The following is a 24,820-nucleotide window of genomic DNA, read 5'->3' on the forward strand; positions in this document are numbered from 1 at the left end:
GCCGTCCCGCCAGCGCCGACTTTCGTACTTCATGAAAAAAGGCACGCTGATTCCACCGGCCGACGAGCTTGCCCGACGCTACGCGCGCGCCGATGCACAGGCCGGCGAGGAAATCTGGCTCGACGTCATCCGCAAGATGGACGAGGTCTATCACGACCTCTTGCAATACGAAGTGGCGCTGGAAGAAAAAAATGCCGCGCTGGAAGAATCGCAGCAATTCATCGCTTCCGTGCTGGCGTCGATGTCGGACATCCTGATCGTCTGCGACCGGGCGGGAACGATCGAGAGCGTCAATGCGGCGCTCTCGGCGCTGCTCGGCCGCAGTGCGGATACCCTGGTACGCCGCCCGCTGTTCGATCTGTTTGCCGATGAGGCTTCGCGCGCCAAGGCGAGCCGGCTCTTCGCCGAGCAGCGTGCGGCCCCGGTGCAGGATTGCGAAATGCTGCTCAAAGCGGCCAATGGCAGCGAAATCGCCCTGTCGTTGAACTGCACGCCACGCTACGACGGCGTAGGCAAGATGCTCGGTTTCGTCATCACCGGCCGGCCGGTCGGCGAATTGCTGCGCGCCTATCAGGCGTTGCGCCGCGCGCACGAGGATTTGCAAACCGCGCAACGACAACTGGTGCATGCCGAGAAGATGGCTTCGCTCGGCCGCCTCGTCGCTGGCGTCGCGCACGAACTCAACAATCCAATCAGTTTCGTCTACGGCAATGCGGTGGTGATGAAACGCTATGCCGAGCGCCTGACGCGCTACCTCGATGCGGTGCATCGGGGCAGCGACCGACCGGCGCTCGATGCCTTGCGTGCCGAGCTGCGCATCGACCGCCTGCTCGAAGATCTGCCGGCGCTGATCGACGGCATGCTCGAAGGGGCCGAGCGCACGCGCGACATCGTCGATGCGCTGAAAAGGTTTTCGGCGCAGGGTAGTGGCGAGCGCATGCGTTTCGATCTCGTCGAGGTGATCGAACGCGCCATTCACTGGGTCGGCAAGGGCAGCGGCGCACGGCTCGAGGTGGTGCGGGATTTGCCCGAGAACCTGGCGGTGGAGGGCAATGCCGGCGAAATCCAGCAGGTGGTGATGAACCTGGTGCAAAACGCGGCAGACGCCACCGCTCAAGTTGCCACGCCGCGTCTCGCCATCAGCGGCCGTCTCGATGGTGGCCGGGCCGTCGTCGAGTTTCATGATAACGGCCCGGGCATCCGACCCGAACACCTCGGCCGACTGTTCGACCCCTTCTTCACCACCAAGCCGGTCGGCCAGGGCACTGGCCTGGGGCTGGCGATCAGCTACGGCATCGTCGAACGTCACGGCGGCGAGCTCTCGGCAGCCAACCATCCGCGCGGCGGTGCCGTGTTCAGGCTCGTGCTGCCCTTGGCGAACGCCTCCTGAACGCCAATAGTTTTTCCTCGATGTGGTTATCTGCAATGTTTACCTGATAACCACTTGGTGTCGCCGCCCTGTGCCAAGAAAATCTTAACTGGCTGATTCGCCGTCGTTAAGTTCTCGCTGCATCGTTGGCACGATTTCTGCGAAGGCCTCGCTGTAATCCAAAACCCGAACAAACATCGAGGGCAGGAGGGAACCCATCATGAGTGCTACGACGACGAGCGCGGGCCTGCGCAATGAATTCGATTGGCGTGGGCCGGACGATCTGGAACAGCGTCTGCAAATGCCGCGCCGTGACTTCCTCAAATTCTGTGCCGGACTCGCGGGGACCCTGGGTCTGCCGGTCGGCGCCGAAGCGGCGGTGGCGCAGGCCATCGAGTCGGCGAAACGGCCCTCGGTGATCTGGCTGCATTTCCAGGAATGCACCGGCTGTTCCGAGTCGCTGCTGCGCGCCGAGCACCCGACGCTGGAAAAATTGATCCTCGACGTCATCTCGCTCGATTACCACGAGACGCTGATGGCGGCGGCCGGCCATCAGGCCGAGGGGGCTCGGAAGGCGGCGATGGCGGCCAACAAGGGCAAATACATCCTCGTCATCGAAGGCGCGATCCCGACCAAGGAAAACGGCATCTACTGCAAGGTCGGCGGCCAGACCGCGATCGAACTCACCAAGGAATGCGCGGCGGATGCTGCGGCGGTGATCGCGATTGGTTCCTGCGCCTCGTGGGGCGGCATGCCCTCGACGGTGCCCTCGATTTCCGGCTGGGATTCCAGCCCGACCGGCTCGGCGGGTGTCGCCGAGATCCTCGGCAAGCCGGTGGTGACGATCCCCGGTTGTCCGCCCAACCCCTATAACTTCCTCGCCACCGCGGTGCATTTCCTCACCTTCGGCACCCTGCCGGCCACCGACAAGCTCGGCCGACCGCTGTTCGCCTATGGCCGCCTGATCCATGAAAACTGCGAGCGGCGCGCGCATTTCGACGCCGGCCGCTTCGCGATGGCCTTCGGCGACGAGGGGCATCGCAAGGGCTACTGCCTATACAAGCTCGGCTGCAAGGGGCCGGAGACCTATGCCAACTGTCCGACCATCGGCTTTGGCGATGCCGGGGAGAACAACTGGCCGGTCGGCTGCGGCCATCCTTGCATCGGCTGCACCGAGAAAGGCGTGGGTTTCACCAAGCCGATTCACACCGTGGCGAAGATGCTCAACGTCGCGCCGCCTTTGCAGTATCCGCGCATCAGCGAGGATATCGGCAAAGGCTCGAGCTTCGCTTCCGCCGCGGCGCTGGCGGCGATCGCCGGCGCGGCGGCCGGAGGCGCGGCGATGCTGGCGAGGAACCTCGGACTGTCGCATCAGGCCGCCGAGCTCGAAAAAGCCAAAGAAGCCAAACCCAAAGCGGAGGTCTGAGATGACCACGCGACGCGATTTTCTGAAAGGCGCGCTGGCAGCCGGCACGCTGGTCGGCGCTGGCGGGACGGCATCGGCGCGTGAAACCCACAAGGTGCCGGAAGGCGCGCTGGGACTGCTTTACGACGCGACGCTGTGCGTCGGCTGCAAGGCCTGTGTCGCCGCCTGCAAGGAAGCCAACGGCAATCCGCCGGAGTTCAACACCGTCGATCATCTGTGGGATACGCCGCTCGACACCAGCGGCTACACCTTCAACATCATCAAGATGTATCGCAACGGCACGATGGAAACGAAGGATGCCGAGATCAACGGTTATGCTTTCATGAAGACCTCGTGCATGCACTGCGCCGATCCGTCGTGCGTGTCGGCCTGTCCGGTGTCGGCCATGACCAAGGATCCGGTCACTGGCATCGTCAAATACAACCCGAACAAGTGCATCGGCTGCCGCTACTGCGTCGCCGCCTGCCCGTTCGGCATCCCGAAATACCAATACGACAGCCCGACCGGGCGGATCGGCAAATGCGAGCTGTGCCGCCATCGCCACAAAGACGGCCATTACTCGGCCTGCGCCGAGGTCTGTCCGACCGGCGCGACGCTGTTCGGCAAGACTGCCGACCTGCTTGCCGAAGCCAAGCGGCGGCTGGCGCTCAAGCCCGGCACCGTGACCACCTTCCCGCGTGGCCGCCTGGGTGAGGCGACCGCGCCCGGCGTCAGCTGGCGAAAGGAACCCGACCAGAGTTACGAAGGCGTGGTGGGCAATTACCAGCAGCATATCTACGGAGAGAAGGAGTACGGCGGCACGCAGGTGCTCAAGCTCTCCGGCGTGCCCTTCGAGAAGGTCGGCATGCCGAAACTGCCGCCCTATTCTTCGGCGGCGACGTCGGAAACCATCCAGCACACGCTCTATGGCGGTCTCGTGATGCCGATCGCGGTATTGGCCGGGCTCACTTTCGTTGCCAAGCGTAACGTCAAATCCGCGGAAGGAGGCGAGCAATGAGCACACATGCGCATCACGCCAAGCCGGCGCCGGTTGGTGGGCCGCTGCTCAATGCCGTGACCCTCACCGCTGGCGTGCTGATCGCCATCATGGCCGCCATCCTTGCCGTGCGGTTTTTCTATGGTCTTGGCAGCGTCACCCACCTCAATGACGGCTATCCCTGGGGCATCTGGATCGCCGTCGATGTGATGATCGGTTCGGCCTTCGCCTGCGGCGGTTTCTCGGTGGCGATGCTGGTCTATATCTTCAACAAACAGGAGTATCACCCACTGGTGCGACCAGCGCTGCTGGCCAGCCTCTTTGGGTACACGCTGGCGGGTGTCGCGGTGATCGTCGATCTCGGCCGCTGGTGGAACGTCTGGAACATGTACTGGCCGTGGTCGGCGAACCCGAATTCGGTGATGTTCGAGGTGGCGATCTGCATCACGCTCTACATCATCGTGATGTGGATCGAATTCGCGCCGACCTTCTTCGAGAAATTCGGCCTGAATGAGGCCAAGCGCCGCCTGTCGAAGATCATGTTCCTGATCATCGCGCTGGGCACCTTGCTGCCGATGATGCACCAGTCTTCACTCGGCACGCTGCTCGTCGTCATGGGCCCGCAGGTGCATCCGCTCTGGCAGACGCCGCTGGTGCCTCTCTTGTTCCTGCTCACGGCGATCATCATGGGCTATGCCGTGGTGTTGTTCGAGTCATGCGTGGCCTCGTCGGCTTACCGGCGCTCGATCGAAATGCATCTGCTCACCCCGCTGGCGAAGGTCATGCTCGGTGTGGTGGCGGTCTATCTCGTCGCGCGCTGCGCCGATTTGCTGTGGCGCGGCGTGATGGGTCTCGCCCTGACGCCTTCTCTCGAAGCGCTGATGTTCTGGCTCGAGACGGCTTGTTTCGTGGCGCCGTTCCTGCTCATCGGGACAGAAGCCCAGCGCCGCAATCCGGCGCGCCTGTTCGTCGCCGGCCTCGTCATCATGCTCGGCGGTTCGCTGTTGCGCCTGAACGGTTTCCTGATCGGTTACGAGACCGTCATCGGCGCCGAAACCGCGGGCGTGAATTTCCGCTACTTCCCATCGCTGACCGAAATCCTCGTCACCGTCGGCATGTTCTCGATCGAGGTCCTTGGTTACGTCATCATCACCCGCCGCTTCCCGGTATTGCCGCGCGAAGCCTGACCGGAGGAAAGAAAAAATGTCCAAACGCATCACCATCGATCCCATCACCCGTATCGAAGGCCATCTGCGCATCGACGTCGATGTCGATGGCGGCCGGGTGAAGAAGGCGTGGTCTTCCGGCCAGATGTGGCGCGGCGTCGAATTGATCCTGCTGGGCCGTGATCCGCGCGACGCGTGGACGATCACCCAACGCATCTGCGGCGTGTGCACCACCGTGCATGCGATCGCCTCGGTGCGCGCGGTGGAAAACGCGCTCAAGCTCGAAGTGCCGCTCAATGCCCAGTACATCCGCAACCTGATCATCCTCGCCCATGCGGTGCATGACCATATCGTGCACTTCTATCACCTCTCCGCCCTCGACTGGGTGGATGTCACGCAAGCGCTGAAAGCCGATCCGGACAAGACGGCGGCGCTGGCCGAGAGCCTTTCTTCCTGGCATCTCAACAGCAAGCACGAGATGCGCGCGGTCAAGGAGCGGCTGGCCGGCTTCGTGGGGGGTGGGCAACTGGGCATCTTCACCAATGGCTACTGGGGCCATCCGGCGATGAAACTGCCGCCGGAAGTGAATCTGCTCGCCGTCGCCCATTACTTGCAGGCGCTCGATGTGCAGCGCAAGGCCAACAAGATCGTCTCGATCCTCGGCTCGAAGACACCGCACATCCAGAACCTCGCGGTCGGCGGGGTGGCCAACCCGATCGCCACCGACTCTCAGTCGGTACTCACCGTCGAGCGGCTGATGGCGATCAAGGGCTGGATCGACGAACTCGCCGATTTCGTCAAGAACGTCTATCTCGTCGATGTCGCGGCGGTGGGCGCCTTCTACGCCGATTGGACCAAATATGGCGCCGGCGTGACGAATTACCTCTGTGTGCCGGACATCCCCCTCGACACCAAGGGCACGCAATTCGCTTTGCCCGGTGGTTACATCGAGGGCGGCGATGTCGCCAAGTTCAAGCCGATTGCCGCCTTCGACGACGCGTTCTGGGGCAAGGGCGTCGAGGAATCGGTCAAGCATTCGTGGTATGACTACAGCGCGCAGAAACCGCTGCATCCGTATCAGGGCGAGACCAAGCCGAAATACACCGATTTCCAGGCCGATGGCAAGTATTCCTGGCTCAAGTCGCCGACCTTCTACGGCAAACCGGCGCAGGTGGGACCGCTGGCGAACGTGCTGGCGATGTTCGCCGCCGGCCATGAACCGACGAAGAAATATGCGACTGCGGCGCTCGATCTCGTCTCCAGCTTGGCCAAGACCAAGGTCGGCATCGATGCGCTGCATTCGACGATCGGCCGCCATGCGGCGCGCGCGGTGCGCTGCGCGGTGATGGTCGACCAGCTGGCCGATCAATGGCAGCGGCTGGTCGAGAACATCGGCAAGGGCGACACCAAGACCTTCAATCCGCCGAGCTTCCCGAAAGGCGAGGTCATGGGCGTGGGCTTCCACGAAGCGCCGCGCGGCGTGCTCTCCCACTGGGTGGTCATCGAGGACGGCAAGATCAAGAACTACCAGTGCGTCGTGCCCTCGACCTGGAATGCCTGTCCGAGGAACGAGAAAGACGAGCCGGGGCCGTATGAAGCCTCGCTGCTCGACAATCCGATCGCCGATCCCGAAAAGCCGCTCGAGGTGCTGCGCACGGTGCATTCCTTCGACCCGTGCATCGCCTGCGCGATCCACCTCACCGACAAGGACAACACCAGTGAGGTCACGGTGAAGGTGGTCTGATTTGCGTGCGGTGGTCTTGGGCATAGGCAACACGATCCGCGCCGACGAAGGCATCGGCGTGCGCGTCGTCGAGGCGCTCGCCCGCGACTACGTGCTGCCGGAGGGCGTCGCCGCCATCGACGGCGGCACGTCGAGCATGGAGATGCTCGAAGAGCTTTCCCATCTCGACTTCCTGCTCGTCATCGATGCGATCGACGACGGCAAGCCGCCGGGCGAAAGGGTGCGATTGGAGGGCGACGCCGTGCCGGTATTCTTCCGCCGCAATCTCTCGCCGCATGGCATCGGCCTTTCCGACGTGCTCGCCGCGCTCGAGTTCATGGGCGCGGCGCCGAAGGAGACGGTGATCCTCGGCGTGCAGCCGCTCTCGCTCGAGCTGTCGATGGAACTTTCGCCCACCATTGCCGCGCGCGTTCCGGAGCTCGTGGCGCAAACGGTCATCGAGCTCTCGCAGCGGGGGCTGGCGCCCCGACGCAAGTAAAAGTCGGCGCTGGCGGGACGGCATGTTTCATCACGAAGATCCGAGCGCACTCATCGAAGCGACCTTCCGGCGCATCGAGACGGAGCGCATGACGGGGCTGCCCTTCCTCAATCCGCGGCTGCGCATCGCCGCCGTCGGCTTTGCGCGCCACGAAAACGACTGGCGCGGAGCATTGCTGACGCCCTGGGGCATTCAGCTCCTGCTTCTGCCCGCCGTCGCCGACTGGCCCGTGCCATCCCCATTGGAGCGCGCCTTCCGTCAGTATCCAGCGGGAACCTTCGCCTTCCTGCCCAATCACGAAGAGGGACTGGGCGACTACCTCGCCTGTCCGCTGATTTCCGACATGCAGCCCTTCGCCGACCAGGAGACGGCGCTCGCCACCGCGCGCGCCTGCCTGATCGCGCTCGACATTCCGCCGGTGAGATCAGAAGCCCAACCCGCTGCGCCTGTCTCGGATGGGCGGCGGCGGTTTTTGGGGCTGGACGGCTAGAATCTCCGCATGCATGAAATGTCCCTCGCCGAAGGCGTGCGCGAGCTGATCGAGGAGGCTGCAGCACGTGAAGGTTTCACGCGCGTGAAGTCTGTGCGCGTCGAGATCGGCGCGCTCTCCGGGGTGGAGCGCGAGGCCTTCGAGTTCTGTTTCGACGTCGCGATGCGGGAGGGCGTCGCGGAAGGCGCGCGGCTCGAAGTGATCGCGACTCCAGGCGAAGGGCGCTGTCTTGCTTGCGGGAGGCAGACGGCGCTCACTAACGTATATGATCCCTGTGCGCATTGCGGTGGTTTCCCGGTCGAGGTGACCGGCGGCACGGCGATGCGCGTCATCGATTTGGAAGTGGAGTGAGCCATGTGCACGACCTGCGGCTGTGGAGAAGGTGAGACGAAGATCGAAGGCCATGCGCTGCATGAGCATGAACACACCCATGCGGATGGCACGACGCACAGCCATCCGCATGATCATGCCCACGCGCACGGCCACGGCGGCGATCACGACCATGCGCACCCGCATCCTTTCCATGAACATCACGCTTATCGTCCGCACCCTGCCGAGCATGATCATGGCCGCACGGTGCGGCTGGAGATGGACATCCTGGCGAAGAACAACGCCTATGCGGTGCAAAACCGCGAGCGTCTGGCCTCACGCGGCGTGCTCGCCCTGAACCTCGTCTCCAGTCCGGGCTCGGGCAAGACCACACTGCTCGTCAAGACCATCGAGGCGCTCAGAGGCAAAGTGCCCGTCGCCGTCATCGAGGGCGACCAGCAGACGAGCGTCGATGCCGAACGCATCCGCGCCACCGGGGCGCCGGCCGTGCAGATCAACACCGGCAAGGGCTGCCATCTCGACGCCCACATGGTCGGCCACGCGCTCGAGCAGTTGCCGCTCGAACCGGGCGGCGTCTTGATGATCGAGAACGTCGGCAATCTCGTCTGTCCGGCGGCCTTCGATCTGGGGGAAGCCGGCAAGGTGGTGATCCTCTCGGTCACCGAAGGCGAGGACAAGCCGCTGAAATACCCCGACATGTTCCGCGCCGCGCGGCTTTTGCTCATCAACAAGATCGATCTTCTGCCGCATGTCGATTTCGACATCGAGAAAGCGATCGGCCATGCGCGTCGCGTCAACCCGCTCATCGAGGTGATGCGCGTCTCGGCGAAGACCGGCGAGGGCATGGCAGCGTGGTTGGCCTGGATCGAAAAGGGCGCTGCGGCGGTCCGTGCCTGAAGCCCATCGCATCCGTGTCAAGGGTGTCGTCCAGGGGGTCGGCTTTCGCCCTTTCGTCTGGCGACTCGCCCACGCGCTCGGCCTCCAGGGCTGGGTGAAGAATGATGCCGTTGGCGTCGACATCCACGCCGAGGGCGAACGACTCGATGAATTCGCGGCGCGACTGAGACTCGATGCCCCGCCGCTGGCGCGCGTCGATGCGGTCGTCGCAACAGAGACCGAGTGGCTCGGTTGCCGCGACTTTTTGATCGTGGCGAGCGCCGGCGGCAAGGTGATGACGGCCATTGGCCACGATACCGCGACCTGCGCCGACTGTCTGGCCGAACTCTTCGATCCGGCCAACCGCCGCCATCGCCATCCCTTCATCACCTGCACGCACTGCGGGCCGCGCTACACCGTCACGCGGCGCCTGCCTTACGATCGGCCGCAGACGAGCCTGGCGCCATTTCCGCTCTGCCCCGACTGCGCGCGCGAATACACCGATCCGGCCGACCGGCGCTTTCATGCCGAGACGATCTGCTGCCCGAATTGCGGGCCGCGCTTGCAGTTGCTCGATGCAGCGGGACGGCCCATCGCCGGCGATCCGCTTGCCGCGACGCTGGCTTTGCTTGAAGCCGGCAAGATCGTCGCGATCAAGGGGCTGGGGGGCTTTCATCTCGCCTGCGATGCGACGAACTGCACGACTGTGGCCGCCTTGCGCGCACGCAAACAGCGCGAGGAAAAGCCTTTCGCGGTGATGGTCGCCGATGTCGCGCAGGCGGCGCGCTATGCGAAAGTCGGCGCTGGCGAGACGGCACTGCTCGAAGGTCCTGAGCGGCCGATCGTGCTGCTGGAAAAGAAAGTGGAGCTGGCCGGCATCGCGCCGGGGCTCGCCGAGATCGGCCTGATGCTGCCGGTCACGCCGATCCAGTTCCTGCTGTTTCACGACGCGCCGGAGATGGCGCTGGTGATGACGAGCGCCAACCCGCACGGCGAACCCTTGGTGATCGGCAACGACGAGGCGCTGGCGCGGCTTTCCGGCATCGCCGATGCGTTCCTGCTGCACGACCGCGACATCGTTGTGCGCTGCGACGATTCGGTGCGCCGTGAGACGGTGTTCATCCGCCGCGCGCGCGGCTATGTGCCGCGCGCGATCAGGCTGCCGCGCGAGATTCCGCCCGTGCTCGCGGTCGGCGGCTGGTTCAAGAACACGGTGTGCGTCACACGCGGCGACGAGGCCTTCGTCTCGCAGCACGTCGGCGACCTCGACAACGCGGCCGCCTGTGGCTTCTTCGAGGAGACCGTGGCCCATTTGCTATCCATCCTCGAGGTCGAACCGCAGTGCGTTGCCCATGACCTGCATCCCGATTTCCATTCGACGCGTTTTGCCGCGGCTTTCGCCGCTGAACGCGGCATCCACGCCATTGGTGTGCAGCATCATCATGCCCACATCGCCGCCGTCTGCGCCGAGCATGGTGTGACCGAGCCGGTGCTGGGATTGGCGCTCGATGGCGTGGGACTCGGCGCCGATGGCACGGCATGGGGCGGCGAGCTGTTGCGCGTCGAGTGCGCGAGATTCGAGCGTCTCGGTCACCTGCGGCCACTCGCGCTGCCCGGCGGCGATGTCGCGGCGCGCGAGCCCTGGCGCATGGCGGCGGCGGCCCTCCATGCCCTGGGGCACGGCAGCGAGATCGCGACGCGCTTCGCCGACGAGCCGGCCGCGCCAACCGTCGCGCAGATGCTCGCGCGCGGCTTCCATTGCCCCACGACATCGAGCGCGGGCAGGCTGTTCGACGCGGTGGCTGGGCTCTTGGGCGTGCGCCGCAGACAGAGCTACGAGGGCCAGGCGGCGATGCTGCTCGAAGGCCTGGCGGCACGGCATGGTCCCGTGTCGCCGCTCGCCGACGGCTGGCGGATGCTGGAGGGCGAGCTCGACTTGCTGCCGCTGTTCGCCTACCTCGAAGACTGCGAGGATGCCGCCGCCGGCGCGGCGCTGTTCCATGCCACCTTCTCGGCGGCGCTCGTCGATTGGGTGGTGGCAGCGGCTCATCGAACGGGCCTCCGCACGGTGGCGGCGGCCGGCGGCTGCCTGCTCAACCGCTTGCTGTCGGCGGCGCTGCGCAGTAGCCTTGCCGAACGTGGTGTGCGGCTCATCGAAGCGCGTGCCCTTCCGCCCAATGATGGCGGCTTGAGCCTCGGACAGGCTTGGGTGGCCGGCAGCCGGGGTGTGTGCGGCCGGGCTTGATACTCTGCCCCTTTCGTCCCCATTTATGCGCATGACTTGATTTGGAGCAGGCGAACGCATGGAATTCAAGAACTATTACGATGTGCTCGGGGTCGCGCGCGATGCGACGGCAGACGACATCAAGAAGGCCTTCCGCAAGCTCGCGCGCAAATACCACCCCGATGTCTCGAAGGAGCCGGATGCCGAAGCGCGCATGAAGGAGGTCAACGAAGCCTACGCCGTGCTCTCCGACCCCGAAAAGCGCGCCGCCTACGATCAGCTCTCCCAAGGCTATCGGCCTGGCCAGGAGTTTCGGCCGCCGCCCGGCTGGGATGCCGGCTTCGAGTTCAGTGGGCATGGTTTTTCGCCCCACGAGGCCGCGGAGTTTTCGGACTTCTTCGCCGAGCTGTTCGGGGGCTTGGGCGGGCGGACGCGCCACGGCGGGGGCTTTCACGCCCGCGGCGAGGATCACCACGCGAAGATCTATCTCGACCTGGAAGATGCCTATCGCGGCGCGACAAGGCAGATCAGCCTGCGCGCGCCGCGGCTGGATCCCCAGGGGCATGTCGTGCTCGAATCGCGCACGCTGAACGTGAAGATCCCCAAGGGGGTGCGGGAAGGGCAGACGATCCGCCTGGCCGGCCAGGGCTCGCCCGGCATCGGCGGTGCACCGGCGGGGGATCTGCTGCTCGAAGTGCATTTCCAGCCCCATCCGCGTTTCCGCGTCGATGGCCGCGATCTGTTCATGACGCTGCCGCTCGCGCCCTGGGAAGCCGCGCTGGGGACGGTGATCCCGATCGACCTGCCCGAGGGCAGTGTGAAGGTGCGCATTCCGCCGGGCGCCCAATCCGGGCAGCAGTTGCGGGTGCGCGGCAAGGGCATTCCTGCCGATCCGCCCGGCGACCTGTTGTTGAATTTGCAGGTGGTGGTGCCGCCGGCCGATACGCCGCGGGCACGCGAACTCTATGAGACGATGGCGCGCGAACTGGCCTACGATCCGCGCGCCGGGAGATGAGCATGAGCGAGAACGAAGTCCTGATCGGCACGCTGCTCGACGAGAGCTGGCTCACCTTGGAACAGGTCGCCGCCGCCTGCGATGTCGAGGTCGCCTGGCTGCAGGCTCATCTCGAAGCGGGCCTCATCCCCCATGCCGAAAGCGTGGCGGGTGTCTGGCGCCTGGCCGAGGAAACGCTGCGGCGCGCGCGGCGCATGCATGCCCTGGAACGCGATTTCGACGCCGCTCCCGAGCTTGCTGCCCTGGTGGCCGACCTGCTCGAAGAGACCGACCGGCTGCGGGCCAGGTTGCGGTGTCTGGGCGTCGAATGAATGGCGCAACACCATGCCCTGCTGAACCGCCTGCAAACGCTGCTGCTCGTGGTCGTGTTGCTGGCGATCGCGGGAACGGCCGGCTGGCTGCTGCTCGGGCCGGAGGGGCTGTGGATGGCGCTCGGCGCTTCCTTGCTGGTGCTGTTGATCGAGCCGGTGGCCGCAGGACGTCTGACCCTGGCCCTCTATCGGGCCGAGCCGCTCTCACCCGTCGCTGCGCCGACGTTGCATCGGTTGGTCGAGGAGCTTGCCGACCGTGCCGGGCTGGCCAGGGCGCCCCGCCTCTACCGCATCGCCAGCCCGCTGGCCAATGCCTTTGCCGTCGGCGGCCGTGACGATGCCCATATCGCGCTCACCGACGGTCTGCTCCATGCCCTCGACCTGCGTGAACTGGCCGGCGTGCTGGCGCACGAGATCGCGCATATCGCCCATGGCGATCTCAGGGTCATGGGGCTGGCCGACTATGTGAGCCGGCTGACCGCGCTGTTTGCGATGACCGCCCAGGTTTTGCTGTTGCTCTCCATACCCGCCTGGCTCGCCGGGGCGGTCGAGGTGCAGTGGCTGGGGCTGTTGTTGCTGTTGTTCTCGCCGCATCTGGCGCTGCTCGCCCAGCTCGGCTTGTCGCGCGTGCGCGAATTCGATGCCGATCTCGCCGCGGCACGACTGACCGGCGATCCAGTCGGCCTCGCCACGGCATTGCAGCGCATCGAACGGGCGACACGTTCCTGGCGCACTTGGCTCCTGCCGGGCTGGGGCAATCCGGAACCTTCCTGGCTGCGCACCCATCCGGCCACCGAAGAGCGCATTGCGCGGCTGCTGGCGCTGGAGGAGGGTAACGGTAGGACGGCTTTCGGGGACTGGCGCTGGCCGGGTATGCCGCCGGCCAGGCGCCCGCGCTGGCGTGTGGGCGGCATCTGGCATTGAACGAGGGGAATGCGTCATGGAACAGAAAACCCAATGGAATACGCTCTACTGGCTGTTCGCCGTGCTGGCGTTGCTGTTTCTCCAGGACTGGTGGCAGGCGAGCCGCAGCATCGAACAGGTGCCCTACAGCGAGTTCGAGCAGGCCCTGAAGGAGGGCCGTGTCGCCGAAGTGATGGTGACGGACAAGGTGCTCACCGGCAGACTCAAGTCGCCCGATGCCAAGGGCAAGACGGTGATCATGGCCACCCGCGTGGAACCCGACCTCGCGGCGCGGTTATCGGAATACAACGTGCCATACCAGCGTGTGATCGAGAGCACCTTCCTGCGCGACGTGTTGTCCTGGATCGTGCCGGCGGTGGCCTTCTTCGCGGTGTGGTTCTTCCTGTTCCGCAAGTTCGCCGAGAAGCAGGGCATGGGCGGCTTCATGACCATCGGCAAGAGCCGCGCGAAGGTCTATGTCGAAAAAGATACCGGCGTGACCTTCAACGACGTCGCCGGCGTCGACGAGGCCAAGGCGGAACTGCACGAGGTGGTGGATTTCCTCAAGAACCCGCGCGAATATGGGCGGCTCGGCGCGCGCATTCCGAAAGGGGTGCTGCTCGTCGGCCCACCGGGCACCGGCAAGACGCTGCTCGCCAAGGCGGTGGCGGGCGAGGCGGGGGTGCCGTTCTTTTCGATCTCCGGCTCGGAATTCGTCGAGATGTTCGTCGGCGTCGGCGCCGCGCGGGTGCGCGATCTGTTCGAGCAGGCCCGCGAACGGGCGCCGGCGATCATCTTCATCGACGAACTCGATGCGCTGGGTCGGGCGCGCGGCGCGGCGAACCCGCTGGGTGGCCATGACGAACGCGAGCAGACCCTGAACCAGCTGCTCACCGAAATGGATGGCTTCGATTCCTCGGTCGGGCTGATCATCCTGGCGGCGACGAACCGGCCGGAGATCCTCGATCCGGCCCTGCTGCGCGCCGGGCGCTTCGACCGTCAGGTGCTGGTCGACCGACCCGACAAGAAAGGCCGCGTGGACATCCTGCGTGTCCATGCCAAAAAGATCACGCTGGCGCCGGACGTCGATCTGGAACAGGTGGCTGCGCTGACGACCGGCTTTTCCGGGGCCGATCTGGCGAACCTGGTCAACGAGGCGGCGCTGATCGCCACGCGGCGCAAGGCCGAAGCGGTGTCCTTGGCCGACTTTACCGCGGCGGTGGAGCGTATCGTCGCCGGGCTGGAAAAGAAGAGCCGGGTGCTCAACGAACAGGAGCGTCGCACCGTAGCCTATCACGAGATGGGTCATGCCCTCGTCGCGCTGGCCTTGCCCGGCACCGATCCGGTGCATAAGGTGTCCATCATCCCGCGCGGCATCGGCGCGCTCGGTTACACGATCCAGCGGCCGACCGAAGACCGTTATCTGATGACGCGCGAAGAATTGGAGAACAAGATCGCGGTGTTGCTTGGCGGACGGGCAGCGGAAAAGCTCGTCTTCGGCAAGCTCTCCACCGGCGCGGCCGACGATCTCGCCAAGGCCACCGACATCGCGCGCGACATGATCACCCGTTATGGCATGGACGAAGAGTTGGGCTACATCGCCTATGAGGCCCAGCGGCCGCGCTTCCTCGACGTGCCGGAGATGGTCTCGGGCGGCTGCCGCGTCTCGGAAGCCACCCAGGGACGCATCGATCTCGCGGTGCGCGGCATCGTCATGGGCGTGTTCCAGCGCGCCTATGGCATCCTGGAAGAAAATCGCGCTCTTCTCGATCGCTGTGCCAATGAGCTGCTCGCCAAGGAGACGCTGGACGAGGCGGCGATCGCGGCGCTGACCGCCGATCTACAGCGATGAGGCAGCCATGAAACCTGGAACCCTGATGCGCATCATCCTGCTGGCGGCCGTCCTTTTTCTTGCCTGGCAGGGAGCGGTACTGCTGCGCGATGGCGAGCGCGATGCCCAGCCGCGTACGGTGACGGCGCGCGGCGATCTGGCAGCGGATGAGCAGGCGACGATCGAGCTTTTCGAGAAAGCGAAGGACAGCGTCGCCTTTATTACGACCCGTGCCGCGGTGATGGATGTCTGGACGCGCAATGTGTTCACCGTGCCGCGCGGCACCGGCTCGGGTTTCATCTGGGACGACGCCGGCCACGTCGTCACCAATTTCCATGTCATCGAGGGGGCCAGCGAAGCCACGGTGAAACTGGCGGACGGCCGCAGTTTCCGCGCGGCGCTGGTCGGCGCTTCGCCCGCCCATGACATCGCGGTGTTGAAGATCGGCGTGGCCTTCAAGCGTCCGCCGCCGGTGCCGATCGGCACCAGCCATGATCTCAGGGTCGGCCAGAAAGTCTTTGCCATCGGCAACCCGTTTGGTCTCGACTGGACGCTCACCACCGGCATCGTCTCGGCGCTGGACCGTTCGCTCGGCACCGATACCGGCCGCACCATCGAACATCTGATTCAGACCGATGCAGCGATCAACCCGGGCAATTCGGGTGGTCCCTTGCTCGATTCGGCGGGACGGCTGATCGGCATCAATACGGCCATCTACAGCCCCAGCGGGGCGAGCGCCGGCATCGGCTTCGCGGTGCCGGTGGATACGGTCAACCGCGTCGTGCCGCAGCTGATCGCGAAAGGCAAATACATTCGCCCCGCGCTGGGCATCGAGGTCGATGAAGGACTCAACGCCCGGCTGACGAAGGTACTGGGCGTGGAAGGCGTGGTGATCCTGCGCGTGCTGCCCGATTCCGCGGCGGCTCAAGCGGGATTGCGTGGGGCCGTGCTGGCACCGGACGGATCCCTGGTGCCTGGCGACATCATCGTCGCCGTCGGCGACAAACCGGTGCGTGGCGTGCGCGAACTGTTTGCCCGGCTCGACGATCATCAGGTCGGCGAGGTCGTCACCCTGCGCATCCTGCGCGAAGGGAAGCCGCTGGAGGTGGCCGTCACCTTGCAGGCGGGAGCCTGACCAAGCCTCCCTTGCCGGCTGTTGCGGCACGCTGGTTGGCGTGTGGATAGAATCGACGCTTTTGAGGAAACGATCATGGCCCAGCCGCTCTTCGAGTCTTCCATTACCAGCCTGCCGCTGATCAATCGCGGCAAGGTGCGCGACATCTATGCGGTCGGCGACGACGAGATGCTGATCGTCACCACCGACCGGCTTTCCGCCTTCGATGTGATCCTGCCCGACCCGATCCCCGGCAAGGGCGAGGTGCTGACCGCGTTGGCCAATTTCTGGTTCGCCAAGCTCGCGCACATCCTTCCCAACCAGCTGACCGGCATCGATCCCGAGTCGGTCGTGAAACCGGAAGAGCGCGACCAGGTGCGTGGCCGCGCCATCGTCGTGAAACGGCTCAAACCACTGCCGATCGAGGCGGTGGTGCGTGGCTATCTGATCGGTTCGGGCTGGAAGGATTACCAGCAGACCGGCAAGGTCTGCGGCATCGCGTTGCCGGCGGGGTTACGTATGGCGGAAAAGCTGCCGCAGCCGCTGTTCACGCCGTCGACCAAGGCGGAGCTCGGGCAGCACGACGAGAACATCGATTTCGCCACCGTCGAAAAGACCATCGGTACGCAGCTTGCCGCCCAGGTACGCGATGTCGCGCTCAGGCTCTACAGCGAGGCGGCCGAGTATGCCTTGAGCCGCGGCATCATCATCGCCGACACCAAGTTCGAGTTCGGTCTGGATGGAGCGGGCCGGCTTCATCTGATCGACGAGGTGCTCACCCCCGATTCCTCGCGCTTCTGGCCGGCCGATACCTACGAGGTCGGCAAGAATCCGTCTTCCTTTGACAAGCAGTTCGTGCGCGACTACCTCGAAACGCTGGACTGGAACAAACAGGCGCCCGGTCCGCACCTGCCGCCGGAGATCATCGAAAAAACCGCGGCGAAATACCGCGAGGCCCTCGAACGACTCACACGCTGAAACTCGGCGCTGGCGGGACGGCATTGAAGTCCCGTCTTCTGCCTCCATTGAATGAACATGAACCCACTGCTCGATTTTTCCGGGCTGCCGCGCTTTGCGGGGATCCGGCCCGAACATGTCGCTCCGGCGATCCGCCAGTTGATCGCAGAGTACCGTGAGGTGCTCGCCCGGCTGGAGCGTCCCGAGACGCCCCCCACCTGGGATGACTTCGTCCAGCCGCTGACCGACGCCGGCGAACGGCTCGGCCGCGCCTGGGGCGTGGTCGGCCACCTGCATGGGGTCAATGACGTGCCCGAATGGCGCGAAGCCTACAACGCGATGCTGCCGGAGGTGACGCGCTTTTATGCCGAGCTGGGCCAGAATCTCGCGCTCTACGAAAAATTCAAGGCGCTCGCCGCGAGCCCCGAGTATGCGCGACTCAATCCCGTGCGGCGACGCATCGTCGACCACGAGCTGCGCGATTTCCGCCTTGCCGGCGCGGAACTGCCGGAGGAGCACAAGCCGCGCTTCCAGGCCATTCAGGAGGAACTGTCGGCGCTCGGCGCGAAGTTTTCCGAGAATCTGCTCGATGCCACCAATGCCCATGCCGAATGGGTGACGGACGAGGCGCGGCTGGCTGGGCTGCCGGAGGACGTCAAGGCTGCGGCGCGCGCGGCGGCGCAACGCGACGGCAAGCCGGGCTGGAAGTTTACGCTGCACGCCCCATCGTATCTGCCGGTGATGCAATACGCCGACGACCGCGAGCTGCGTTACCGCCTGTATCGCGCCTATGCGACGCGCGCAGCGGAATTCGGTCCTGCCGAATGGGACAACGGGCCGCTGATCGAACGCATCCTGGAGCTGCGCGCCGAGGAAGCGCGCATGCTCGGCTTCGCCAACTATGCCGAGCTGTCATTGACGCCGAAAATGGCCGATTCGCCGGCACAGGTCGCCGCCTTCCTGCGCGATCTGGCGGCCAGGGCGCGGCCGTTCGCCGAGCGCGATCTTTCTGAGCTGAAAGATTTTGCCGCACGCGAGCTGGGGCTCGAGCGCCTCGAAAGCTGGGACATCTCCTGGGCTTCGGAAAAGCTCAAGCAGGCGCGCTACAGTTTTTCCGACGACGAGGTCAAGCAGTATTTTCCCGAGCACAAGGTGCTCGAAGGACTATTCCGCTGTGTCGAGACGCTGTTCGGCGTCGAGATGCTGCCCGATGCCGCGCCCGCCTGGCATCCCGAGGTGCGCTTCTTTCGCATCGAGCGGCAGGGGCGGCTCGTCGGCCATTTCTTTCTCGATCTCTACGCACGCGAAACCAAGCGCGGCGGCGCCTGGATGGCCGACGCGATCTCCCGGCGGCGCAGACAAGACGGCACGATCCAGACACCGGTGGCCTATCTGTGCTGCAATTTCCCCGCGCCGGTGGGCGGCAAGCCGGCGCTATTCACCCACGACGACGTGCTGACGCTGTTCCATGAAACCGGCCACGGGCTGCATCACTTGCTCACCGAAGTCGAGGAACTGGCCGTTTCCGGCATCGATGGCGTGGAATGGGATGCCATCGAGCTGCCCAGTCAGTTCATGGAAAACTTCTGCTGGGAATGGGATGTCTTGAAAGCCATGACCGCGCATGTCGACACCGGTGAGCCGTTGCCGCGCGCCCTCTATGACAAGATGATCGCGGCGAAGAACTTCCAGAGCGGCCTGTTCACACTGCGGCAGATCGAATTCGCGCTGTTCGACCTGCGCTTACACTGGGAAGGCCGCAATGATTTCATGACCGTGCTCGACGAGGTGCGCCGCGAGGTCGCGGTGGTCATGCCACCCGAGTGGAACCGTTTCCCGCACAGCTTCTCGCACATCTTCGCCGGCGGTTATGCGGCCGGCTATTACAGCTACAAATGGGCCGAGGTGCTCTCCGCCGATGCCTATGCCGCCTTCGAGGAGGTCGCACCGGAAATCGGCACGGTGCTCGATGCGGCGACCGGCGAGCGCTTCTGGCGCGAAATCCTCGCCGTCGGCGGTTCGCGTCCGGCGCTGGAATCCTTCAAGGCCTTCCGCGGCCGCGAGCCCTCGCCCGAGGCGCTGTTGCGACATAATGGCATGGTCGCCACGACTTCCTGAGCGCTTGTGAAAAATTCTGCTGCGCTTGCCATCTTGGGGTCGGGCGGTGCTCGCCATCCTCATGTATTGTCATATACACTCCGGTGGCTGCGCTCCGGCCTCCCCCAACCTGGCTGCGCTCGCGACGAATTTTTTCACAAGCTCCGAGGAGCGGTATGAAACGTAGTATGAAACATGCTGCATGGTTCTGGGCCGGGATGTTCACGGTGGCCACTGCGCAGGCCCAGTACTATCGCTGGGTGGACGAGCAGGGCAAGGTGCATTATGGCGACCGCCCACCACCTGCGATGGCGGGCAAGGCGCAGGTGATGCGGCATGGTGTGCCGGCGCCGGATCGGGAGCTTCCCTACGCGGTGCGTGAGGCGATGGCGAATTTCCCCGTGACGCTGTTCGTGAGCGCCGACTGCAAGGAAGGCTGCGAGGCCGGGCGCGACTACCTCAAGGCGCGCGGCATCCCCTTCACCGAAAAGTCCGTCGCGACGAAGGAAGACGTCGAGGCGCTCAAGAAACTCATTGGCGGTGACGAGGCTGCGGTGCCGGTGCTCGCCGCCGGGTCGAAAACCGTGGTCGGCTGGCGCCTGGCCGACTGGCAGCGCCTGCTCGACGCGGCGGGCTATCCGAACGCGCATGTCGGCAACCGTCGCCCTTGATGGATGAAATACCCCTGCGCAGAAATAAACACCCGCCCACCCCCAGCCCCTCCCTCTCGGGAGGGGAGACTTCGTGCGCGGCTTGCGCCGCGTGGGTACGCTGCCGTCAAGGAATCGAAGTTAGGCAGCGCTGGTTGCGCTGATTTTCACACCAAAAGGAACGCTGATCGTTGAAGATCGCCACCTGGAACGTCAATTCGCTCAAGGTCAGGCTGCCACATCTGATCGGCTGGCTGGCGACGGCGCAGCCGGACGTGGTCTGTTTGCAGGAAACCAAGACCGAGGATGCCGGCTTTCCGTTCGCCGAGCTCGCGGCGGCCGGCTATCACGCGATCCACAACGGGCAGAAGACCTACAACGGCGTGGCGATCCTTTCGCGCACGGAACCCGCCGACATCGTCCGCGAGCTGCCAGGCTTTGCGGACGCCCAGAAACGTTTGCTTGCAGCAACGGTGGGCCCGGTGCGCTTCGTCTGCGCCTACATGCCGAACGGCCAGGCGGTGGGTTCCGACAAATATGCCTACAAGCTGCAATGGCTCGACGCGCTCGCCCGCTGGCTTGGCGAAGAAATGCGGCGCCATCCGCAACTGGCCCTGCTGGGTGACTTCAACATCGCGCCCGAAGACCGCGACGTGCATGATCCGCTGGCCTGGCAGGGACAGGTGCTCTGCAGTGAACCCGAGCGCGAGGCTTTCCGGCGACTGCTCGGGCTGGGGCTGGTCGATGCCTTTCGCCTCTTCGATCAGCCGGAAAAGAGTTTCAGCTGGTGGGATTACCGCATGATGGCCTTCCGCCGCAACCACGGTCTGCGCATCGACCACATCCTGGTTTCGCCGGAGCTTGCCGCACGCTGTAAAAACTGCTTCATCGACAAGGCGCCGCGCAAGCTGGAGCGGCCTTCCGATCATGCTCCCGTCGTCGCGGAGTTCGCGTTGTGAGTCTCGATGCGCTCTACCCGGTGCTTCGCGAGCTGCCAGACGAACTACGCACCCGCATCGCCGCGACGATCCAGCCGATGAGCGTGCCGGGCGGCACGGTGCTGTTCGATGAACGCCAGCCCTGCCAGGGTTTTCCCTTCGTGCTCTCGGGTTGCATCCGTGTGCTCAAGCGGGCGGCCAACGGCCGCGAGCTGCCACTTTACAAGGTGCTGCCTGGAGAGAGCTGCATCATCACCTCGAGCTGTTTGCTCGGCCACGCCGATTACAACGCCTGCGGTGTGACGGAAGGCGAGACCCGTTTGGCGCTGTTGCCGCGCCCGATGTTCGATGAGCTGCTCGAGACGCCGTCTTTCCGTGATTTCGTCTTCGCGCTGTTCGCCGAGCGCATCGCCGATTTGATGCAACTCATCGAAGAAGTCGCTTTCCGCAAGCTCGACCAGCGGCTCGCCAACCTGTTGCTCGGCAAGGGCCGGCAATTGAATGTCACTCACCAGCAACTCGCCGACGAACTCGGCAGCGTACGCGAGATGGTCAGCCGGCTGTTGAAGGGCTTCGCCGATCAGGGACTGGTGCGGCTCGGGCGCGAGCAGATCGAGATCCTCGATCCTGCCGGCTTGCGCAGGATCGCGGCCTAAACTCGGCGCTGGCGGGACGGCACTGTGTGATCTTGGTTACTGAACAAAACGGGACGGCCATGCTCTAATGAGCAGGTAGTTTTCAACCCCGTAACCCCAAAGGAGATCGTTATGAAACAAAACGTTGGTGGTATCGACCGTGTGCTGCGCATCATCGTCGGCCTGGCCCTGATCGCCTGGGCGTTGATGGGCGGGCCCGTCTGGGCCTGGATCGGCATCGTGCCGCTGGGCACGGGCCTGGTCGGCTTCTGCGCGTTGTATCCTCTCTTGGGCATCAATACCTGCCCGAGCAAAAAATAACCCGGTTTGCCATTTCGCCTTGTCAACGGCGTGCCCTGGCACGCCGTTGTCGTTTTTGTCGGTGATGGCAAGTCTGGTGACGCCATTTCCGGCCTATTCCTGCACCTTGACGGGTAAAATCAGCCCATGTTGAAGCAGCGCACCCTCAAGTCCATCGTCAAGACCACTGGCGTCGGCCTCCATTCCGGCGCCAGGGTGACGCTCGTGCTGCGTCCGGCCCAGCCGGATACGGGCATCGTTTTCCATCGCGTCGATCTGGATCCGGTCGTCGATATCAAGGCGGATGCGCTGGCGGTGGGCGATACACGTCTGGCCTCCTGCCTGGAAAAGGATGGCGCGAAGCTTGCAACCGTCGAGCATCTGATGTCCGCGCTGGCGGGGTTGGGCATCGACAACGCCCATGTCGATGTCGATGCCGAGGAGATCCCGATCCTCGACGGCTCCGCGGCGCCTTTCGTGTTCTTGATCCAGTCGGCGGGCATCGAGGAACAGAATGCCCCGAAACGTTTTCTGCGTGTCAAAAAGGTCGTCGAGGTCGAGGACGGCGACAAATGGGCCCGTCTATCACCCTACGAGGGCTTTCGCCTCGAATTCTCGATCCAGTTCAACCACCCGGCGGTCGACAAATCCGGCACGCGCGTGGCGATCGATTTCGCCGACCAGTCCTATATCCGCAACATCGCCCGGGCGCGCACCTTTGGTTTCATGCAGGACATCGAAACGATGCAGGCGCAGGGGCTTGCGCTCGGCGGCAGCCTCGACAACGCGATCGTGATGGATGAATACCGCGTGCTCAACCCGGACGGCCTGCGCGTGCCCGATGAGTTCGTGCGTCACAAGGTGCTCGATGCGATCGGCGATCTGTATCTCGTCGGCGCGCCGTTGTTGGCCGCCTTCAGCGCGCACAAGTCTGGCCACGCGCTGAACAACCGGCTGCTGCGCGCCTTGCTGGCGGATGCGACGGCCTGGGAATGGGTGAGCTTCGAGCAGCCGGCGACGACGCCGGCGCGCGTCGCTCACCTGTACCCGGACGTTCAGTTCGCCTGAGCGCTTGTGAAAAATTCTGCTGCGCTTGCCATCTTGGGGTCGGGCGGTGTTGGCTTCGGCCGCTTCGCTTAACATCGGCTGCGCCGATGTTAGCCTACGCCGAAACTTCGTTTTGGCTGCGCCGAAACTTCGTTTTCGCCATCCTCATGTATTGCCATATACACTCCGGTGGCTGCGCTCCGGCCTCCCCCAACCTGGCTGCGCTCGCGACAAATTTTTTCACAAGCTCTGAGTCATGCTGTTCCTGCGCATTGTCGGTATTCTCGCTGCGATCGCCATCGGCGCCGGCATCATCAGTTTTCTCTTCACCGGCGACCGCCGCTATCTGGGGCTTTCCTGGCGCATCGCCAAGTATGCGCTGATCTTCGCTCTCGTGCTGTTTGCACTGCTCGCACTCGAGCGCTTGATGGTCATTTTCTAGTCGTTGCCAGCAGCCGTTCGAGCGCCGCCTTGAGCGGCGAGTCCTCGGGCAGCCCGGCGGCCAGTGAGGTGAGTGACTGCTTCGGCCGGATGCCCAGTTCTTTCGGACGGATTTTCCGCTGTGGCTGCGAAATGCGTCCGCCGGGTTGCACCCTCACCTCGATTCCGCTAACCTCTTGCCCCTGTTGAACGAACCCTGCGGCGAGCCTCGGCCCCAATTGCCTGAGCTTGACCGCGACCGCGCCGCTGTCGGCGTGGATGACGACTTTGCCCCGCTTGAGATTGGCGACGCGCGCTGCGGTTGCCAGATGGATCGGCAGCATCGCGTCGAGTAAAGCCTGCAGCTGGCCTAGGCGTTCCGCCTGGTCGGCAAGCCGGGCAAAGCTGTCGTTGTCGGCGAGATGATCGGTCAGCGATCCGCGTTTGCGAGCAGACATCTTGTGAGCAGCGCGGGTTTTCTGGCGAAACGTCAAGTCGGCACACCGGGTTGGCAGAATGAAAGGGAGTATACGCGTGCAGATAATTCTCGTATCCGATCGAATGGCGACTGCCCGCAGTATCACTTTGACCGGGCGTCATCTGGCCTTGGCCATCGGCCTGCTGATCGTCACGGTGCTGGTGCTCTCGACGATGTTTTCCTATCTGACGGTGCGCCATGCCGCCGAAATGCGCCTGCCTTTCCTGGAGCAGATGCTACGCAACATCAGCCTCGAGGAGGCGGCGAAGACGCGTGACCTGGTGCGCGAGAACCTGGTCAACATGGCGACCCGCTTGGGCCACATGCAGGCCCAGCTGATGGAGCTCGACTCTTTGGGCGAGCGGCTGGCGGGCATGGCGGGCGTCAAGATCAAGGACCTCAAGCCTGCGCCTGCGGCAAAGAGCGCCCAGGGCGGCCCGCTGGTTGCGCCGGACAACCTCGATGCACAGGCCTTGCAACGCGCCCTGGACGATCTCTCGCGGCAGGTCGAAGCGAAGAGCGAGGCGTTGGCGAGTCTGGAGAATCGGATTTTCGACGAGCGCATCCGCAAGAGCTCGTTGCCGACATCGAATCCCGTACCTGACGGGGTGCGTGCTTCGGGTTTCGGCTGGCGTACCGATCCTTTCACCGGTCAGATGGCACTGCATGAGGGGATCGATTTCACCGCCGAGCCCGGCACGCCGATTTTCGCGGCGGCCCCCGGGATCGTGCTCAATGTCGAGCGCCACCCCGAATATGGCAACGTCGTGGATATCGATCACGGTGACGATCTGGTCACACGCTATGCACATGCTTCGCTGGTTCTGGTCAAGCCGGGCGAGTTCGTCCGGCGCGGCCAGCAGATCGCCGCCGTCGGTAGTACCGGTCGATCGACCGGCCCGCATCTGCATTTCGAGGTACGCTTGAAGGGCGTGCCGCAAAATCCTGCCCGCTTCCTCGCGAGCGGCGAAACCGACAAGCGGGTGGCGAAGCGCTGAGCGCCGCAGTCCGGCCGAGGTATCCGGATGGCCGCGTCAGCGTAGGG

At 64.5% G+C, this 24,820-nt stretch carries 25 protein-coding genes; 24 read left to right on the forward strand and 1 reads right to left on the reverse strand.

The window, feature by feature from the left end:
- The first annotated feature begins 31 nt into the window (after positions 1-31).
- The 23 genes from M52SOB_RS03700 to M52SOB_RS03810 all read left to right on the forward strand — a co-directional run bounded on the left by M52SOB_RS03700 (position 32) and on the right by M52SOB_RS03810 (position 23,319).
- The gene (locus M52SOB_RS03700) at positions 32-1,390 is read left to right on the forward strand and encodes a sensor histidine kinase (RefSeq protein ID WP_131110628.1); all 1,359 of its coding nucleotides are present in this window, start codon (positions 32-34) and stop codon (positions 1,388-1,390) included.
- Between the two features lie 199 nt (positions 1,391-1,589).
- On the forward strand, positions 1,590-2,795 hold the full coding sequence (locus tag M52SOB_RS03705; RefSeq protein WP_172601736.1) for a hydrogenase small subunit: 1,206 nt from the start codon (positions 1,590-1,592) through the stop codon (positions 2,793-2,795).
- Between the two features lies 1 nt (position 2,796).
- On the forward strand, positions 2,797-3,792 hold the full coding sequence (gene hybA, locus M52SOB_RS03710; RefSeq protein WP_131110629.1) for a hydrogenase 2 operon protein HybA: 996 nt from the start codon (positions 2,797-2,799) through the stop codon (positions 3,790-3,792).
- Complete coding sequence (gene hybB, locus M52SOB_RS03715) at positions 3,789-4,958, forward strand: Ni/Fe-hydrogenase cytochrome b subunit (protein ID WP_131110630.1); 1,170 nt, start codon at positions 3,789-3,791, stop codon at positions 4,956-4,958. The genes hybA and hybB overlap by 4 nt, the downstream gene beginning before the upstream one ends.
- Positions 4,959-4,974: 16 nt before the next feature.
- Positions 4,975-6,681: a nickel-dependent hydrogenase large subunit gene (locus M52SOB_RS03720; RefSeq protein ID WP_131110631.1), complete on the forward strand. Its 1,707-nt coding sequence runs from the start codon at positions 4,975-4,977 to the stop codon at positions 6,679-6,681.
- A 10-nt stretch (positions 6,682-6,691) separates the two neighbouring features.
- Entirely contained in the window at positions 6,692-7,159 is a 468-nt protein-coding gene (locus tag M52SOB_RS03725; RefSeq protein WP_284155263.1) for a HyaD/HybD family hydrogenase maturation endopeptidase, read from the forward strand.
- A 22-nt stretch (positions 7,160-7,181) separates the two neighbouring features.
- Positions 7,182-7,649, forward strand: coding sequence for a [NiFe]-hydrogenase assembly chaperone HybE (gene hybE / locus M52SOB_RS03730; protein WP_131110633.1), 468 nt, complete (start codon positions 7,182-7,184; stop codon positions 7,647-7,649).
- A 9-nt stretch (positions 7,650-7,658) separates the two neighbouring features.
- Positions 7,659-8,000, forward strand: a complete 342-nt coding sequence (gene hypA / locus M52SOB_RS03735) for a hydrogenase maturation nickel metallochaperone HypA (protein ID WP_131110634.1) — start codon at positions 7,659-7,661, stop codon at positions 7,998-8,000.
- Positions 8,001-8,003: 3 nt separating this feature from the next.
- Complete coding sequence (gene hypB / locus M52SOB_RS03740) at positions 8,004-8,876, forward strand: hydrogenase nickel incorporation protein HypB (RefSeq protein ID WP_131110635.1); 873 nt, start codon at positions 8,004-8,006, stop codon at positions 8,874-8,876.
- Positions 8,869-11,100 carry a carbamoyltransferase HypF gene (gene hypF, locus M52SOB_RS03745; protein WP_284155184.1) on the forward strand — a complete coding sequence of 744 codons (2,232 nt, stop codon included), beginning with the start codon at positions 8,869-8,871 and terminating at the stop codon, positions 11,098-11,100. Before hypB ends, hypF begins: the two co-directional genes overlap by 8 nt.
- Before the next feature lie 58 nt (positions 11,101-11,158).
- A complete protein-coding gene (locus M52SOB_RS03750) occupies positions 11,159-12,094 on the forward strand; it encodes a DnaJ C-terminal domain-containing protein (protein WP_131110637.1) in 936 nt (311 codons plus the stop codon).
- 2 nt (positions 12,095-12,096) lie between these two features.
- Complete coding sequence (locus tag M52SOB_RS03755) at positions 12,097-12,405, forward strand: chaperone modulator CbpM (protein ID WP_131110638.1); 309 nt, start codon at positions 12,097-12,099, stop codon at positions 12,403-12,405.
- A complete protein-coding gene (locus tag M52SOB_RS03760) occupies positions 12,406-13,329 on the forward strand; it encodes a zinc metalloprotease HtpX (RefSeq protein ID WP_131110639.1) in 924 nt (307 codons plus the stop codon). It begins immediately after the preceding gene.
- Positions 13,330-13,345: 16 nt separating this feature from the next.
- Positions 13,346-15,160 (forward strand): ATP-dependent zinc metalloprotease FtsH, encoded by a 1,815-nt coding sequence (ftsH, locus tag M52SOB_RS03765; protein ID WP_131110640.1) that lies wholly within the window; start codon positions 13,346-13,348, stop codon positions 15,158-15,160.
- Positions 15,161-15,167: 7 nt separating this feature from the next.
- Positions 15,168-16,274 carry a S1C family serine protease gene (locus M52SOB_RS03770; RefSeq protein WP_131110641.1) on the forward strand — a complete coding sequence of 369 codons (1,107 nt, stop codon included), beginning with the start codon at positions 15,168-15,170 and terminating at the stop codon, positions 16,272-16,274.
- A 75-nt stretch (positions 16,275-16,349) separates the two neighbouring features.
- Positions 16,350-17,231: a phosphoribosylaminoimidazolesuccinocarboxamide synthase gene (locus M52SOB_RS03775; protein ID WP_131110642.1), complete on the forward strand. Its 882-nt coding sequence runs from the start codon at positions 16,350-16,352 to the stop codon at positions 17,229-17,231.
- Between the two features lie 51 nt (positions 17,232-17,282).
- On the forward strand, positions 17,283-19,328 hold the full coding sequence (locus M52SOB_RS03780) for a M3 family metallopeptidase (RefSeq protein ID WP_131110643.1): 2,046 nt from the start codon (positions 17,283-17,285) through the stop codon (positions 19,326-19,328).
- A 167-nt stretch (positions 19,329-19,495) separates the two neighbouring features.
- Positions 19,496-19,978, forward strand: coding sequence for a glutaredoxin family protein (locus M52SOB_RS03785; RefSeq protein ID WP_172601737.1), 483 nt, complete (start codon positions 19,496-19,498; stop codon positions 19,976-19,978).
- Between the two features lie 170 nt (positions 19,979-20,148).
- On the forward strand, positions 20,149-20,916 hold the full coding sequence (gene xth, locus M52SOB_RS03790; RefSeq protein ID WP_131110645.1) for an exodeoxyribonuclease III: 768 nt from the start codon (positions 20,149-20,151) through the stop codon (positions 20,914-20,916).
- The gene (locus tag M52SOB_RS03795) at positions 20,913-21,551 is read left to right on the forward strand and encodes a Crp/Fnr family transcriptional regulator (RefSeq protein WP_284155185.1); all 639 of its coding nucleotides are present in this window, start codon (positions 20,913-20,915) and stop codon (positions 21,549-21,551) included. The genes xth and M52SOB_RS03795 overlap by 4 nt, the downstream gene beginning before the upstream one ends.
- A 111-nt stretch (positions 21,552-21,662) precedes the next feature.
- Positions 21,663-21,851 (forward strand): YgaP family membrane protein, encoded by a 189-nt coding sequence (locus M52SOB_RS03800; RefSeq protein ID WP_131110646.1) that lies wholly within the window; start codon positions 21,663-21,665, stop codon positions 21,849-21,851.
- A 126-nt stretch (positions 21,852-21,977) separates the two neighbouring features.
- The gene (gene lpxC / locus M52SOB_RS03805; protein ID WP_131110647.1) at positions 21,978-22,898 is read left to right on the forward strand and encodes a UDP-3-O-acyl-N-acetylglucosamine deacetylase; all 921 of its coding nucleotides are present in this window, start codon (positions 21,978-21,980) and stop codon (positions 22,896-22,898) included.
- Between the two features lie 235 nt (positions 22,899-23,133).
- Positions 23,134-23,319 (forward strand): hypothetical protein, encoded by a 186-nt coding sequence (locus M52SOB_RS03810; protein ID WP_131110648.1) that lies wholly within the window; start codon positions 23,134-23,136, stop codon positions 23,317-23,319.
- On the opposite strand, the gene M52SOB_RS03815 is transcribed toward M52SOB_RS03810, so the two are convergent.
- Positions 23,309-23,755 (reverse strand): DciA family protein, encoded by a 447-nt coding sequence (locus tag M52SOB_RS03815; RefSeq protein WP_131110649.1) that lies wholly within the window; start codon positions 23,753-23,755, stop codon positions 23,309-23,311. The two genes, M52SOB_RS03810 and M52SOB_RS03815, sit on opposite strands and share 11 nt — an antisense overlap.
- Positions 23,756-23,858: 103 nt before the next feature.
- Between M52SOB_RS03815 and M52SOB_RS03820 the strand changes: the two genes are divergently transcribed.
- On the forward strand, positions 23,859-24,773 hold the full coding sequence (locus M52SOB_RS03820; RefSeq protein WP_284155186.1) for a M23 family metallopeptidase: 915 nt from the start codon (positions 23,859-23,861) through the stop codon (positions 24,771-24,773).
- The last annotated feature ends 47 nt before the right edge of the window (positions 24,774-24,820 follow it).

Source organism: Sulfuricystis thermophila (genome assembly GCF_004323595.1).
Lineage (GTDB): Bacteria > Pseudomonadota > Gammaproteobacteria > Burkholderiales > Rhodocyclaceae > Sulfuricystis > Sulfuricystis thermophila.

Excerpts from the sequence above, each read along its gene's own strand:
- M52SOB_RS03785 (WP_172601737.1), top strand. The coding sequence starts at position 19,496 with ATGAAACATGCTGCATGGTTCTGGGCCGGGATGTTCACGGTGGCCACT.
- M52SOB_RS03815 (WP_131110649.1), bottom strand. The coding sequence starts at position 23,755 with ATGTCTGCTCGCAAACGCGGATCGCTGACCGATCATCTCGCCGACAAC.
- M52SOB_RS03755 (WP_131110638.1), top strand. The coding sequence starts at position 12,097 with ATGAGCGAGAACGAAGTCCTGATCGGCACGCTGCTCGACGAGAGCTGG.
- lpxC (WP_131110647.1), top strand. The coding sequence starts at position 21,978 with ATGTTGAAGCAGCGCACCCTCAAGTCCATCGTCAAGACCACTGGCGTC.
- M52SOB_RS03770 (WP_131110641.1), top strand. The coding sequence starts at position 15,168 with ATGAAACCTGGAACCCTGATGCGCATCATCCTGCTGGCGGCCGTCCTT.
- M52SOB_RS03780 (WP_131110643.1), top strand. The coding sequence starts at position 17,283 with ATGAACATGAACCCACTGCTCGATTTTTCCGGGCTGCCGCGCTTTGCG.
- M52SOB_RS03760 (WP_131110639.1), top strand. The coding sequence starts at position 12,406 with ATGGCGCAACACCATGCCCTGCTGAACCGCCTGCAAACGCTGCTGCTC.
- hybE (WP_131110633.1), top strand. The coding sequence starts at position 7,182 with ATGTTTCATCACGAAGATCCGAGCGCACTCATCGAAGCGACCTTCCGG.
- M52SOB_RS03775 (WP_131110642.1), top strand. The coding sequence starts at position 16,350 with ATGGCCCAGCCGCTCTTCGAGTCTTCCATTACCAGCCTGCCGCTGATC.
- hybB (WP_131110630.1), top strand. The coding sequence starts at position 3,789 with ATGAGCACACATGCGCATCACGCCAAGCCGGCGCCGGTTGGTGGGCCG.
- M52SOB_RS03700 (WP_131110628.1), top strand. The coding sequence starts at position 32 with ATGAAAAAAGGCACGCTGATTCCACCGGCCGACGAGCTTGCCCGACGC.
- M52SOB_RS03750 (WP_131110637.1), top strand. The coding sequence starts at position 11,159 with ATGGAATTCAAGAACTATTACGATGTGCTCGGGGTCGCGCGCGATGCG.
- M52SOB_RS03810 (WP_131110648.1), top strand. The coding sequence starts at position 23,134 with ATGCTGTTCCTGCGCATTGTCGGTATTCTCGCTGCGATCGCCATCGGC.
- M52SOB_RS03720 (WP_131110631.1), top strand. The coding sequence starts at position 4,975 with ATGTCCAAACGCATCACCATCGATCCCATCACCCGTATCGAAGGCCAT.
- M52SOB_RS03800 (WP_131110646.1), top strand. The coding sequence starts at position 21,663 with ATGAAACAAAACGTTGGTGGTATCGACCGTGTGCTGCGCATCATCGTC.
- M52SOB_RS03820 (WP_284155186.1), top strand. The coding sequence starts at position 23,859 with ATGGCGACTGCCCGCAGTATCACTTTGACCGGGCGTCATCTGGCCTTG.
- hypA (WP_131110634.1), top strand. The coding sequence starts at position 7,659 with ATGCATGAAATGTCCCTCGCCGAAGGCGTGCGCGAGCTGATCGAGGAG.
- M52SOB_RS03705 (WP_172601736.1), top strand. The coding sequence starts at position 1,590 with ATGAGTGCTACGACGACGAGCGCGGGCCTGCGCAATGAATTCGATTGG.
- hybA (WP_131110629.1), top strand. The coding sequence starts at position 2,797 with ATGACCACGCGACGCGATTTTCTGAAAGGCGCGCTGGCAGCCGGCACG.
- ftsH (WP_131110640.1), top strand. The coding sequence starts at position 13,346 with ATGGAACAGAAAACCCAATGGAATACGCTCTACTGGCTGTTCGCCGTG.
- hypB (WP_131110635.1), top strand. The coding sequence starts at position 8,004 with ATGTGCACGACCTGCGGCTGTGGAGAAGGTGAGACGAAGATCGAAGGC.